This window comes from Janthinobacterium sp., from assembly GCF_009923995.1.
Classification (GTDB): Bacteria; Pseudomonadota; Gammaproteobacteria; order Burkholderiales; family Burkholderiaceae_D; genus Janthinobacterium.
The window spans coordinates 26,972-40,240 of record NZ_RFSK01000005.1 but is presented as its reverse complement, the minus strand read 5'-3'; the positions used below and the strand labels follow the sequence as shown (position 1 = coordinate 40,240).

The 13,269-nt window shown below is 63.1% G+C and carries 14 protein-coding genes; 13 read left to right on the top strand and 1 reads right to left on the bottom strand.

Annotated elements, in window-relative coordinates; all coding sequences use genetic code 11:
- Positions 1-27 precede the first annotated feature (27 nt).
- From EBS11_RS03940 to EBS11_RS03880, 13 genes are all read left to right on the top strand, one after another.
- Positions 28-696 carry a tetratricopeptide repeat protein gene (locus EBS11_RS03940; protein WP_290600724.1) on the top strand — a complete coding sequence of 223 codons (669 nt, stop codon included), beginning with the start codon at positions 28-30 and terminating at the stop codon, positions 694-696.
- An 84-nt stretch (positions 697-780) separates the two neighbouring features.
- A complete protein-coding gene (bamB, locus tag EBS11_RS03935) occupies positions 781-1,926 on the top strand; it encodes an outer membrane protein assembly factor BamB (protein WP_290600722.1) in 1,146 nt (381 codons plus the stop codon).
- A gap of 4 nt (positions 1,927-1,930) precedes the next feature.
- On the top strand, positions 1,931-3,277 hold the full coding sequence (gene der, locus EBS11_RS03930) for a ribosome biogenesis GTPase Der (RefSeq protein ID WP_070221915.1): 1,347 nt from the start codon (positions 1,931-1,933) through the stop codon (positions 3,275-3,277).
- A 229-nt stretch (positions 3,278-3,506) separates the two neighbouring features.
- Complete coding sequence (hfq, locus tag EBS11_RS03925) at positions 3,507-3,743, top strand: RNA chaperone Hfq (protein WP_008450615.1); 237 nt, start codon at positions 3,507-3,509, stop codon at positions 3,741-3,743.
- A gap of 114 nt (positions 3,744-3,857) precedes the next feature.
- Positions 3,858-5,081: a GTPase HflX gene (gene hflX, locus EBS11_RS03920; RefSeq protein WP_290600709.1), complete on the top strand. Its 1,224-nt coding sequence runs from the start codon at positions 3,858-3,860 to the stop codon at positions 5,079-5,081.
- Positions 5,082-5,083: 2 nt separating this feature from the next.
- On the top strand, positions 5,084-6,379 hold the full coding sequence (gene hflK / locus EBS11_RS03915) for an FtsH protease activity modulator HflK (RefSeq protein ID WP_290600707.1): 1,296 nt from the start codon (positions 5,084-5,086) through the stop codon (positions 6,377-6,379).
- Positions 6,379-7,266: a protease modulator HflC gene (gene hflC / locus EBS11_RS03910; RefSeq protein WP_290600705.1), complete on the top strand. Its 888-nt coding sequence runs from the start codon at positions 6,379-6,381 to the stop codon at positions 7,264-7,266. Before hflK ends, hflC begins: the two co-directional genes overlap by 1 nt.
- 269 nt (positions 7,267-7,535) lie before the next feature.
- Positions 7,536-8,696, top strand: a complete 1,161-nt coding sequence (locus tag EBS11_RS03905) for an ATP phosphoribosyltransferase regulatory subunit (protein ID WP_035820702.1) — start codon at positions 7,536-7,538, stop codon at positions 8,694-8,696.
- Positions 8,697-8,699: 3 nt separating this feature from the next.
- Positions 8,700-10,013 (top strand): adenylosuccinate synthase, encoded by a 1,314-nt coding sequence (locus tag EBS11_RS03900; RefSeq protein WP_099667093.1) that lies wholly within the window; start codon positions 8,700-8,702, stop codon positions 10,011-10,013.
- 66 nt (positions 10,014-10,079) lie between these two features.
- Positions 10,080-10,625, top strand: a complete 546-nt coding sequence (locus EBS11_RS03895; protein WP_034752020.1) for a phosphoribosyltransferase family protein — start codon at positions 10,080-10,082, stop codon at positions 10,623-10,625.
- A gap of 66 nt (positions 10,626-10,691) precedes the next feature.
- The gene (locus EBS11_RS03890) at positions 10,692-11,201 is read left to right on the top strand and encodes a GNAT family N-acetyltransferase (protein WP_290600692.1); all 510 of its coding nucleotides are present in this window, start codon (positions 10,692-10,694) and stop codon (positions 11,199-11,201) included.
- The gene (locus EBS11_RS03885) at positions 11,198-12,124 is read left to right on the top strand and encodes a WD40 repeat domain-containing protein (protein ID WP_290600691.1); all 927 of its coding nucleotides are present in this window, start codon (positions 11,198-11,200) and stop codon (positions 12,122-12,124) included. Before EBS11_RS03890 ends, EBS11_RS03885 begins: the two co-directional genes overlap by 4 nt.
- Positions 12,121-12,426 (top strand): NIPSNAP family protein, encoded by a 306-nt coding sequence (locus EBS11_RS03880; RefSeq protein WP_290600689.1) that lies wholly within the window; start codon positions 12,121-12,123, stop codon positions 12,424-12,426. Before EBS11_RS03885 ends, EBS11_RS03880 begins: the two co-directional genes overlap by 4 nt.
- Before the next feature lie 6 nt (positions 12,427-12,432).
- Here the strand turns inward: EBS11_RS03880 and EBS11_RS03875 are convergent, their stop codons facing one another.
- Positions 12,433-13,092 carry a glutathione S-transferase family protein gene (locus tag EBS11_RS03875; RefSeq protein ID WP_290600688.1) on the bottom strand — a complete coding sequence of 220 codons (660 nt, stop codon included), beginning with the start codon at positions 13,090-13,092 and terminating at the stop codon, positions 12,433-12,435.
- Positions 13,093-13,269: the final 177 nt, after the last annotated feature.

Here is a 13,269-nt window from a genome sequence, read left to right as displayed (position 1 = left end):
TCAACTACTCATTAAAACTGACGACCCATGGCATACGATCACGAAGAACAAGAACAACTGGCAACCCTCAAGGCCTGGTGGCAGCGCAATGGCAATCTGACCTCCTGGGTCCTGATCGTGGCGCTGGCAGGCTACAGCGGCTGGGCCGGCTGGCAGTACTACCAGCGCACGCAGGCGGCGCAAGCGGGCCAGCTGTACGATGAACTGCAAAACGCCATCACCGCCAAGGATACGGCCAAGGTGATGCGCGCCGCCGGCGACATGCAGTCGCGCTTCAGCGGCACGGCGTATGCGCAGATGAGCGCCCTGGCCGCGGCCAAGGTGGCGTTCGACGCGAACGACCTGAAAACGGCGAAGGCCCAGCTGCAATGGGTGGCCGAGCATGGCACGGAAGAGTACAAGGCCATCGCCAAGCTGCGCCTGGCCGGCGTTCTGCTGGATGAGAAAGCCTACGACGAAGCGCTGAAGGTACTGGCGACGGCGACCGTGCCGCAATTTGCCGGCGCCGTGGCCGACCGCAAGGGCGACATCCTGGTGGCGCAAAACAAGCTGGCCGATGCCCGCACCGCCTACCTGGCCGCGATAGCCGCGACGGACAAGAATAATCCAGGCCGTCAATTGATCCAGGTCAAACTGGAAGCGATCGGCGGTACGGTACCGGAAGACAAGGCCAAGGCTGACAAGGCTGCCGCCTGACAGGAACACTGATGGTGCGGCCGCGCGGCGTTTTTGCCGCCGGCCTTGCCCTTACAAGTACAAGAAAAAGGTTGGATAACACTTATGCGTGTCACTGAAAAGCTGGTAGCTGCAAGCCTGTTGGCCCTGATGGCCGGTTGCTCTTCCTGGAATCCGTTCGCCTCGAAAGATCCGAAAACCGAGCCAGCCAAGCTGGTCGAGTTAAAATCGAGCCTTGCCGTGCGCGACGCCTGGAAATATTCGATCGGCAAGGCGGGCGTGTATGCGTTCTCGCCGGCGCTGGCGGGCAGCAGCGTGTACGTGGTCAGCGCCGATGGCGCGCTGGCGCGCCTCGATGCAGCCAGCGGCCGTGAAGCGTGGCGCATCAAGGCGGGCAGCGACATCACGTCGGGTGCCGGCAGCGACGGCAGCGTCGTGGCCGTGGGCGCCGCCAAGGGCGCCGTGCTGGCCTTCGATGCCGATGGCAAGCAATTGTGGAAGGCGCAGGCGTCCAGCGAAGTGCTGACGCCGCCAGTGGTGGGGCAGGGCGTGGTGGTGGTGCGCAGCGTGGACAACCGCATCGTCGGCCTGGACGCCAAGACGGGCGAGCGCAAGTGGACCGTGCAGCGCGCCACGCCGGCACTGACCCTGCGCAATGCACCGGGCATGGTGCTGGGCGGCGCGAACGTCTACGTGGCCCAGCCGGGCGGCAAACTGCTGGCACTGACGGCGGCCACCGGTGTGGTACGCTGGGAGATCATCGTCAGCGAACCGCGCGGCGCCACCGAACTGGAGCGCGTCTCCGACATCGCCGGCACGCCGGTGGTGTTCGAAGGCGAAGTGTGCACCGTCACGTACCAGGGCAAGGCGGGCTGCTTCGACGCCGCCACGGGCGTGCCGCGCTGGACCAAGCCGATCTCGTCCGACGTGGGCGTGGCCGTCGACCAGCGTTTCGTGTTTACCGCCGATGACCAGGGCGCCGTGGTGGCGTTCAGCCGCGAAGGCGGCCAGAGCGCCTGGAAGAATGACGCGCTGGCACGCCGCCGCCTGTCGACGCCGGCCTCCTTCGGCCGCAGCGTCGCCGTCGGCGACTATCAGGGTTATATCCACTTCCTGTCACGGGAAGATGGCGCATTAATAGGTCGGATCAGCACCGACGGCAGCCCGATTGTTGCGGCTCCCGTTGTTGCCGGTTCGAATTTGATTTTTCAAACCCAATCAGGGACAGTGACCGCTCTCGCGGTCGAGTAATGTAATGAAGCCGGTAATTGCACTTGTTGGTCGACCCAATGTTGGGAAATCGACCTTATTCAATCGTCTGACCCGCTCGCGCGATGCGCTGGTGGCGGATTTGCCTGGGTTGACGCGCGATCGTCACTATGGCGAAGGCCGTGTCGGCGAACGTCCCTTCCTCGTCATCGATACGGGTGGTTTCGAACCCGTCGCCAAGGAAGGCATCATGCACCAGATGGCACTGCAGACGAAGCAGGCCGTGGCCGAGGCCGACGTGGTGGTGTTCATCGTGGATGGCCGCCAGGGCCTGACCCCGCATGACAAGACCATCGTCGACTTCCTGCGCAAGAGCGGCCGCCCGGTCTTGCTGGTGGTTAACAAAAGCGAAGGCATGCGCTATACGGCCGTCGTGTCCGAATTCTATGAATTGGGCATGGGCGATCCGTATGCGATCTCGTCGGCGCACGGCGACGGCGTCAACGACCTCGTTGAAGTGATGCTGGACCTGGCCTTCGCGCAGCGTCCGGATGAGCCCGAAGAGCTGGAAAAGACGGACCGCGGCATCAAGATCGCCCTCGTCGGCCGTCCGAACGTGGGCAAGTCGACCCTGATCAATACCCTGCTGGGCGAAGAGCGCGTGATCGCCTTCGACATGCCGGGCACGACGCGCGATTCGATCGAGATTCCGTTCGAGCGCGATGGCCAGCAATACACGCTGATCGACACGGCCGGCATCCGCCGCCGCGGCAAGGTATTCGAAGCGATCGAGAAATTCTCGGTGGTAAAAACCCTGCAGTCGATTTCCGAAGCCAACGTGGTCGTGCTGATGCTCGACGCGCAGCAGGATATTTCCGAGCAGGACGCGCATATCGCCGGCTTCATCCTGGAATCGGGCCGCGCACTGGTCGTGGCCGTGAACAAATGGGATGGCTTGCAATCGCACCAGCGCGACGAAATCAAGATCGATATCGACCGCAAGCTCGATTTCCTGTCGTTCGCGCAGATGCATTTCATTTCGGCGCTGAAGGGCACCAACATCGGTCCGCTGATGAAGTCGCTTAACGCGGCCTATGCGGCAGCCATGTGCGACCTGTCGACGCCGAAGCTGACGCGCGCCCTGATCGAGGCCGTGGAGAAGCAGGAACCGCGCCGCAAGGGCTCGATCCGTCCGAAGCTGCGTTATGCCCACCAGGGCGGCATGAACCCGCCTGTGATCGTGATTCACGGCAATGCGCTCGACGCCGTGGGCGATCCGTACAAGCGCTATCTGGAAAAACATTTCCGCGATACGTTTGCATTGGTCGGTACGCCGCTGCGCATCGAGTTGCGCACGGGTAAAAACCCGTTTGCGCGCACGCCAAGCAAGTAAAATTAAGTGCATATTAAGGCGCCGCAGAGATAATGCGGCGCCGACAGCAAATAAATAGGGCCATTTGCACGGAAATAATAAAGTGTTAATGCGCCATGCGCGACAGCGATCGCAAAAACAGGTTACAGTAGCTGCGATGCATCTTTCTCTCTTTGAAAGGTGTGAGAGCACTTGAAATCAAGCGAGTCGCCTCCAATTCTTACACAACAACATAAACAACGGAGCTGTTATGAGCAACAAAGGGCAACTGTTACAAGACCCATTCCTCAATGCATTACGCAAAGAGCATGTTCCTGTCTCGATTTATCTGGTCAATGGCATTAAATTGCAGGGCCATATCGAATCGTTCGATCAATATGTCGTATTGCTGCGCAATACGGTCACGCAGATGGTCTACAAGCATGCCATCTCGACGGTGGTGCCGGCCCGTGCCGTCAATCTCAATATTGAATCTGAAGCGGAGTAAAGCGTTGAGCTTGACGGCCCAGCGCCTTTCACTCCCCATCGCCCCCGTCCGCGCCAGCGGCGCTGATGCGTTTGCATCGGCGTCGGCGTCCGCCTCAACGTATCCGATGCCATCATGCGCGCGGCACTAGTCGGGGTTGACTTCGGTCACAGCGACTTTGCCGCCAGCATGGAGGAACTCATGCTGTTGTCGCGTTCCGCCGGTGCGGACCCGATTTCCACCATCACGGCCAAGCGTTCCAGTCCGGATTCCGCGTATTTTGTCGGCAGCGGCAAGGCCGATGAAATTGGCGACGCCGTCGTCAACGATGGCCTGGAAATCGTCATCTTCAACCATGCCCTGTCACCTGCCCAGCAGCGCAATCTGGAAAAGCGCCTGAATGTGCGCGTGCTCGACCGTACCAGCCTGATTCTCGACATCTTCGCGCAGCGCGCCAAGAGCCACGAAGGCAAGCTGCAGGTCGAGCTGGCCCAGTTGCAGCATCTGGCCACGCGCCTGATCCGCGGCTGGACTCACCTGGAACGGCAAAAGGGCGGTATCGGCTTGCGCGGTCCCGGCGAGACGCAGCTCGAGACCGACCGCCGGCTGATCGGCGAGCGTGTCAAGTCCCTGCGCGCGCGCCTGGAAAAGCTGCACAAGCAGCGCGAAACGCAGCGCCGCGCGCGCGGCCGCAATCACACATTCTCGGTGTCCCTGGTCGGCTATACCAATGCCGGCAAGTCGACCCTGTTCAATGCCGTGACCAAGGCCGGCGTGTATGTCGCCGACCAGCTGTTCGCCACCCTGGACACCACCTCGCGCCGGGTTTACCTGGGCCAGGAAGTGGGCAATGTGGTGATCTCCGACACGGTCGGCTTCGTGCGCGAGCTGCCGCACCAGCTGGTGGCCGCCTTCCGCGCCACGCTCGAAGAGACCATCCATGCCGATCTGCTGCTGCACGTCGTCGACGCCGCGTCGCCGGTGCGCATGGAGCAGATCGAGCAGGTCAACCTGGTCCTGAAAGAGATCGGCGCCGATCATATCCCGCAAATCCTTGTGTGGAACAAGATCGATGCGGCAGGGCTGGAACCTTCGGTGGAACGCGATGAATATGCTACGATCAGTCGCGTGTTCGTCAGTGCGCAGAAGGGCAGCGGTCTCGACCTGCTGCGCGACGCCATTGTCGAAATGGCCAGGAAGGCGCCCGGTTCGGCCCACCTGTATCTGAACGATGAGGCACAGCAGGAAGATCAGTTTGACGGTCAGCACGACCAGCACGATGGCGCCGCCCCGGACCAGGACGAAGAGCCTGGCGAGGACGATAGGTTTTCCACCCACTCCCAAGTCGGAACACGATAGTTATGCTTGTCTCCCTACTCAAAAAAACAGGCTTGAAGTTGTCCCTGAACGATCCCCGCTGGGGCAATCGCAAGGACGACGGCAAGAAAGCCCAAGAAGGCAAAAAGCCCGGCGAAGGTCCGCCGGACCTCGACCAGCTGTGGCGCGATTTCAATCAGCGCCTGAATGCCTTTTTCGGACAGAAGAACCGTCCCGATAACGGCGGCAATGGCGGCAACAATAGCGGCGGCCCGCGCCCCGACATGAAGGGCGCCGGCATCACGGCCGGCGTCGTCGGCGTGATCGCCGTGCTGATCTGGCTCGCCAGCGGCGCCTTCATCGTGCAGGAGGGGCAGAGCGGCGTCGTGCTCACGTTCGGCAAATACAGCCACACCACGCCGGCCGGTTTCAACTGGCGCTGGCCGTACCCGTTCCAGACCGACGAAACCGTCAACGTGTCGCAGGTGCGCACGGTGGAAGTGGGTTATCGCACGTCGCTGCGCAACAAGCAGGCCAGCGAATCGCTGATGCTGACGGACGATGAAAACATCATCGATATCCAGTTCGCGGTGCAGTACACCCTGAAAGACCCGGTGGCCTGGCTGTTCAGCGTGCGCGACCAGGAAGATACCTTGCGCCAGGTCGCCGAAACGGCGATCCGCGAAGTGGTCGGCCGCAGCAAGATGGACTTCGTCCTGTATGAAGGACGCGAGAAGGTCGCCTACGAAACGCAGCAGCTGATGCAGCAGATCCTCGACCGCTACAACGTCGGCGTCGTCATCACCAACGTGACGATGCAGGCCGTGCAGCCGCCGGAGCAGGTGCAAGCCGCCTTCGACGATGCCGTCAAGGCCGGCCAGGACCGTGAACGCCAGAAGAATGAAGGCCAGGCCTACGCCAACGACGTCATTCCGAAAGCGCGCGGCGCCGCATTCCGTTTGATCCAGGAAGCCGAGGCGTATCGTTCCATGGTGACCGAGAACGCCGCGGGTAACGCGTCGCGCTTCAAGCAGGTGCTGGTCGAGTACCAGAAGGCGCCGGCCGTCACGCGTGACCGCATGTACCTGGAAACCATGCAGCAGGTGTTCAGCAGTGCCAGCAAGGTCATGGTCGATGCCAAGACGGGCAGCAACCTGCTGTATCTGCCGCTCGACAAGTTGATCGCCCAGCAGGCGGCGTCGGACGCCTCGGCCGCGGCAGCGCGCGCAGCGGCGGCCGCACCCGCAGCCAATACCGTAATGCCACAGGAAGCCATGCAGACAGTAGAAGTCAATTCGCGTCGCGAGAGCCGCTCTTCGCGTGAACGGGAGAGCCGTTAATGAACCGTATCGTTGCCGCCCTGATCGCGGGCTTTATCGCGATCATGCTCCTGTCCTCGACCGTGTTCGTCGTCGATCAGCGTAAATACGCCATCGTCTTCGCCCTGGGCGAGGTCAAGGAAGTGATCAGCACCCCGGGCTTGTACTTCAAGCTGCCGCCGCCATTCCAGAACGTCATGTACCTGGACAAGCGCGTGCTGACCATCGACACGCCGGAGCCGGAGCGCTTCATCACGGCCGAGAAGAAGAACATCCTCGTCGATGCCTTCGTCAAATGGCGCATCACCGATCCGAAGCTGTATTTCCGCAGCTTCGGCGGCGATGAGGGCCGTGCCCGCAACCGCATGTCGCAAATCGTCAAGGCCGCCCTGAACGATGAAATCACCAAGCGCACCGTGCGCGAAGTGATCTCGGGCCAGCGCGGCAAGGTGATGGAGGCGATCCAGGCCAAGGTCTCGGCGGAAGCCAAGTCCATCGGCGTGGGCATCGTCGACGTGCGCCTGAAGCGCGTCGACTACGTCGAGCAGATCAACAACTCCGTGTACGACCGCATGAAGTCCGAGCGCGTGCGCGTTGCCAACGAACTGCGGTCGACCGGTTCGGCCGACTCCGAGAAAATCCGCGCCGACGCCGACAAGCAGCGCACGGTGATCCTGGCCGAAGCCTACCGCGAAGCCGAAAAGACCCGCGGCGAGGGCGATGCCCAGGCGTCGCAGATCTATGCGGAAGCCTTCGGCAAGAATCCGGAGTTCTACAAGTTTTACCGTAGCCTGGAAGCCTACCGCGCCACCTTCAAGGACAAGGGCGACGTGATGGTGGTCGATCCAAGCTCGGAATTCTTCAAGTACTTCAAGGGCAGCGGCGCAGCCGCTCCGGCCAAGAAGTAAGGCAGCAGCACGCTGCTTCCGTCCGCAAGGGCGGGGGCGGTACCAGCGGGGCCGGCGTCTGACGCCGGCCCCGTTTTTTTGTGCCTGCCATGCTGTTGCGGGAAGGCGTAAAATGGGGTGTTTTTCGCCTTGCGCGGCACCGATTCGGACAACTTATCCCTAAAGGCCCGTGTTTTCGCGTAAAATATCAGGTTCGGCCTCTTGCCTGGCGCGCCCGCCGCTGCCTCGCATGATGCATTTTTCAACTTTCTTCCGTATCTCGCTCCCTCATGCCGAATTGGCTTTTGCCCGAAAATATTGCCGATGTTCTGCCGTCGGAAGCGCGCAAGATCGAAGAGCTGCGTCGCCTCATGCTGGATAATTTCCGTCTGTACGGATATGAACTGGTCATGCCGCCGCTGCTCGAGTATCTGGAATCGCTGATGACCGGCGCTGGCAAGGATACCGACCTGCGCACGTTCAAGCTGGTCGACCAGCTGTCCGGCCGCATGCTCGGCCTGCGCGCCGACATGACCACCCAGGTGGCGCGCATCGACGCCCACCTGCTGAACCGTGCCACCGTGACGCGCCTGTGCTACGCCGGCAGCGTGCTGCATACCCGTCCGTCGGGCCTGCACGCCACGCGCGAGCCGCTGCAGATCGGCGCCGAGATCTATGGCCACGCCGGCCTGGAAGCGGACGCCGAGATCCAGGAACTGGCGCTCGCCTCGCTGGCACTGGCCGGTTTCGACAGCGTGCGCCTGGATTTGTCGCACGTGGGCCTGTTGCGCGCTATCATTGCGCAAGACGCCGCCGCCGTGCGCGACGAGGCTGCGCTGTACACCCTGCTGCGCGCGAAGGATGCGCCGGGCCTGCGCGCCCTGACGGCCAGCTATGACGCCGTGACGCGCGATGCGCTGCTGGCCCTGCCGAACCTGTATGGCGACATCGACGTGCTGGCGCGCGCGCGCGAAGTGCTGCCGCCGCTGCCGGGCGTGCTCAAGGCGCTGGCCGAACTGGCCGCGCTGGCAGGATCTGCGCTGGGCCGCGCCGAAGTGGCGATCGACCTGGCCGACCTGCGCGGCTACCAATATGAAAGCGGCGCGATGTTTGCGCTGTATGTACCTGGCTTGCCGAACGCGGTTGCGCGCGGCGGCCGTTATGACCACGTCGGCGAAGCGTTCGGCCGGGCACGTCCCGCGACCGGCTTCTCGCTCGATTTGCGCGAACTGGCGCGCCTGCTCCCCACGGCGGAACGGAAGCATTCGATCCGCGCCCCATGGGGCAGCGCGCCAGAATTGAAGGAAAAAATCGCCGAGTTGCGCAAGGCGGGCGAGGTCGTGATCCAGAGTATGCCGGGTCACAGTAATGAACAAGACGAGTTCGAGTGCGATCGCGTGCTGGTACTTGCCGATAATGGTAGTAGCTGGATTCTTAAAAACTTAGGTTGAGTGATGTCAAAGAAAATTATGGCAAAGAACGTTGTTGTCATCGGCACCCAATGGGGCGATGAAGGTAAAGGCAAGATCGTCGATTGGCTGACCGATCACGCCCAGGGCGTGGTGCGCTTCCAGGGCGGCCACAATGCAGGCCACACGCTGGTCATCGGCGGCGTGAAAACCGCGCTGCAGCTGATCCCGTCGGGCATCATGCGTCCAGGCGTCGCCTGCTACATCGGTAACGGCGTGGTCGTTTCCGTGCCGGACGTGCTGCGCGAAATCGACAAGCTCGAAGCCGTTGGCGTCGAAGTCGCCTCGCGCCTGAAAGTGTCGGACGCCGCACCGGTGATCCTGCCTTACCACTCGGCGCTCGACCTGGCCCGTGAAGCTGCGCGCGGCGCGGCCAAGATCGGCACCACGGGCAAGGGCATCGGCCCGGCCTACGAAGACAAGGTGGCGCGCCGCGCCATCCGCGTCGCCGACCTGCTCAACGAGACCCGTTTCGCCGAAAAACTGGCGGAAAACCTCGATTACCACAACTTCGTGCTGGAGCACTACCTGAAGGCTCCGCGCATCGATTACCAGAAGACCCTCGACGACGCGCTGGCCTATGTGCCGCGTCTGCGCCCGATGGTCACCGACGTGTCGAGCGCGCTGTACAAGGCGCACAAGGCCGGCGCCAACCTGCTGTTCGAAGGCGCGCAAGGTTCCCTGCTGGACGTCGACCACGGCACCTACCCGTTCGTCACCTCGTCGAACTGCGTGGCCGGCAATGCCGCCGCCGGTTCGGGCGTGGGTCCTGGCATGCTGCACTACATCATGGGCATCACCAAGGCCTACACGACGCGCGTCGGCTCCGGTCCGTTCCCTTCGGAACTGCCAACGGATGCGGGCGTCGGCCACCATCTGGCGCAAGTGGGCCATGAATTCGGCACCGTGACGGGCCGTGCCCGCCGCTGCGGCTGGTTCGACGCCGCCTTGCTGCGCCGCTCCGTGCAGATCAACGGCGTGACGGGCATGTGCCTGACCAAGCTGGACGTGCTGGACGGCATCGAAACCCTGAAGCTGTGCACCGGCTACACCATCGACGGCGTGGCCACGGACATCTTCCCGTCGGGCGCCGAAGAAGCCGCCCGCTGCGTACCGGTGTACGAAGAGATGCCAGGCTGGACGGAAAGCACCGTCGGCGCGAAATCGCTGGCGGCCCTGCCTGCCACGGCACGCGCCTACATCAAGCGCATCGAAGAACTGGTCGGCGTACCGGTGGACATGGTTTCGACCGGTCCGGATCGTGAAGAAACGATCGTGCTGCGCCACCCATTCGAATAAGCTGCTGGACACAATCCGCCGCAAGGCGGATTTTTTTAATCAAGCCAATAATAAGATTCCACTATCATGACTACCCCACAATCGAACGATCAACATCTCTGGGTCAACTGGGAAGAGTACCACCGCCTGATCGAGCGCCTCGCGCTCAAGGTCTACGAATCGGGCTGGAAATTCGACCAGGTATTGTGCCTGGCGCGCGGCGGCGTGCGTCCTGGCGACGTGTTCTCGCGCATTTTTGACCTGCCGCTGGCCATCCTGTCGACCAGCTCCTACCGCGAAGACGCGGGCACCGTGCGCGGCGACCTCGATATCGCCAAGTACATGACGATGACCAAGGGCCCGCTGGCCGGCCGCATCCTGCTGGTCGACGACCTGGCCGATTCGGGCGTCACCCTGGACAAGGTCACGCGTCACCTGAAGGAAAACTTCCCTGACGTGACCGAAGTCAAGTCGGCCGTGATCTGGCTGAAAGGCTGCTCCGTCGTGCGTCCCGACTACTTCCTGGACGAACTGCCGCACAACCCATGGATTCACCAGCCATTCGAAGACTACGATGGCCTGCGCCCGCACCAGCTGGCGGCGTGGATCAAGAAGGGCGAAGCAGGCAAGTAATTCGCTTGCACTCTTGCTAAAAAAAGACGATCGTGTATCGTCTTTTTTTTCGACCAAGGAATTGCCATGACCATCCTGCACACGGCGCGCCTGCGCCTCGAACCTGTCACCGACAAGCATTACGACGCCATGCACGCCATGAACTCGGATACCGAAGTGATGACCTACCTCAACGCGGGCCAGCCGGAGACGGAGGAACATACACGTGCCGCCGTTGCCCGCATCATGGGGCGCTGGGCCGAGTGGGGTTATTCGTGGTGGGCCCTGATCCGTACCGAGGACGAGGTGCTGGTGGGGCTGGCCTGCCTGCAGCATATCGGCGGCGACAAGGAGAAACCGCACGAAATCGGCTGGCGCCTGGCGCGCGCCGGCTGGGGCAAGGGTTATGCGAGCGAGGCGGCCAATGTCATCGTCGCGCATGCCTTCGACGTCGTCGGCGCACCCGAAGTGGTGGCGGTGGCGCATCCCGACAACGCCGCCTCGATCAAGGTCATGACGCGCCTGGGCATGCAGTACGTCGGCATGGAGCGCCACTACGACATCGACAGCGTGGTGTACCGCCTGGCGCGCCCATGACGGCAAGCGTGAAGCCCCTGAAGCTGGGCTGCAGCTACGGCGTGCGGTTTTCACCGGATGGCGCTCGCCTGGCCGTGCTGGGCCGCGACCTGGTCCTGTGGGACGTGGCATCGCGCCAGAAACTGTGGCGCCGCAAATTCATCGCGCATTGCTCCAGCATGGCGTTTTCGCCCGACGGCAGCCGGATTGCCATCAAGAGCACGACGGGCCAGATGGCCGTGGTCGATGCCGCATCGGGGAATTTACTGCTCAACTTCCAGAATAAAAAGGATGGCGAGGGCTGTGCTCCCGCATGGTCGCCCTGCGGCCGGTATCTGGCCGACGGTGGCTGGGACGGCCGCCTGCGGGTGCGCGACGCGCAGACGGGCGAGGTGCTCTTCATGCAGGAGCACGCGCGCGAGATGCTGCGCAGCGTTTGCGCCATCGACGGCGGACGGCGTTTGCTGGTGCAGCATGGCGTCAAATCGGCGGAGGAAGGGCTGGTGCAGCCGCCCGACTACTGCAGCCTGTGGGACTGGCCGTTACAGGCGGGCGGCGGCCGCGTGGTGCTGTCGCTGCCTGGCATCATGTCATGCGCGCCATCGCCCGATGGCGAGCGCCTGGCCGTGCTGCACCACGCCGGCGGCGAAGAGTACCTGTCCGTGCATGCGATCGACGATGGGCGCCGCCTGGCCACGGTGCCCGTGGAGGCGGGCGGCGGCACGGGCAATGCCCTGCGCTGGCTGCCCGACGGCAGCGCGCTGGGGCGCATCGGCAAGGGCAAGCTGCTGTTCTACGGCTGGCCCGGTCTCGACGTGCTGGCGCAGGAAGATTTTACGTATCCCTGCGCGCTGGACTTTCTGCCTGCCTCGCCACTGGCCGCCATCGGCTCGTGGGAGGCGGGCATGCTGACACATCTGAAACTTCACAAGGAAACCGCATGATCACCTGTTATTTGCGCTACATCATCGATCCATACAAACTGAAGGAATTCGAAGCCTACGGCAAGCTGTGGATACCGCTCGTCGAACGCTTCGGCGGCCAGCACCACGGCTACTTTTTGCCGTCCGAGGGCGCCAGCAACGTGGCGCTGGCCATGTTCTCGTTTCCCAGTCTGACCCTGTACGAGCAGTACCGCAGCGATTCCATGCAGGACGCCGAATGCCAGGCCGCCTTCCGCTACGCGGAAGAGACGCGCTGCATCGTCAGCTACGAGCGCAGTTTCTTCCGGCCCGTGTTTGCCTGATACGCTTCAGTCGCGCTGCGGCGCACCGAGGGGGAAGAGGTGGCGGTACGGGCGTGCCTCTTCCACCGCGCGCGCGAACGACGGGCGGGCCAGCAGGCGCGCGCGGTAGGCGCGCAGCAGGGGCAGGGTGGCGGGAATCGGCTGCGTCCAGTCCGCATAGAACAGCGAGGGGGCGGCGGCGCAGTCGGCCAGCGTAAAGTGTTCGCCCGTGGCCCAGGTCCTGCCGGCCAGGCGGGTTTCCAGCCAGGCGTAGGCGAGGTCCAGCTTTTCTCCGGCATGCGCGCGGCCTTCGCGCGTCTTTGCCGGGTCGCCCGTCAGGGCGGCGCCGACGGCATGCTGCACGGGCGTCATGACGTGCAGGTCGAAGTAGCGGTCGAGAAAACGCACGTCCAGCGCCTGCATCGGGTCGTCCGGCAGCAGGGGCAGCGGGCCGGGATGGGCCAGTTGCAGGTATTCGATGATGATGCTCGTCTCGGCGACGTTGCGCTCGCCGTCCACCAGCAGCGGAAACTTGCGTAGCGGCCAGCGCTCCAGCCACTGCTGCAGGTGTTGCGGCATGTCCGGCGCCAGGCAGCGGAAATCGAAGGGCAGGGCGTTCTCGTACAGGGCGATGAGCACCTTCTGCGTGTACGAGGAAAAAGGATGGCCGTAGAGGATGAGCGACACGATGGAATCTCCCGTTATTTTGCAAGGTTGGCAACACGCGCGTGCTGCAACGATAGTGCAATGCCGGGCGCAATGCAAGCGGTCCTGGCAGGGCGTCAGCGCCTTGCCGTTGCGGCCGCGCATCCTGGCGGCCGTTATTGCGCGCAGTTTCCCGCGCCCCGTGTTTGCGCGCGGGTG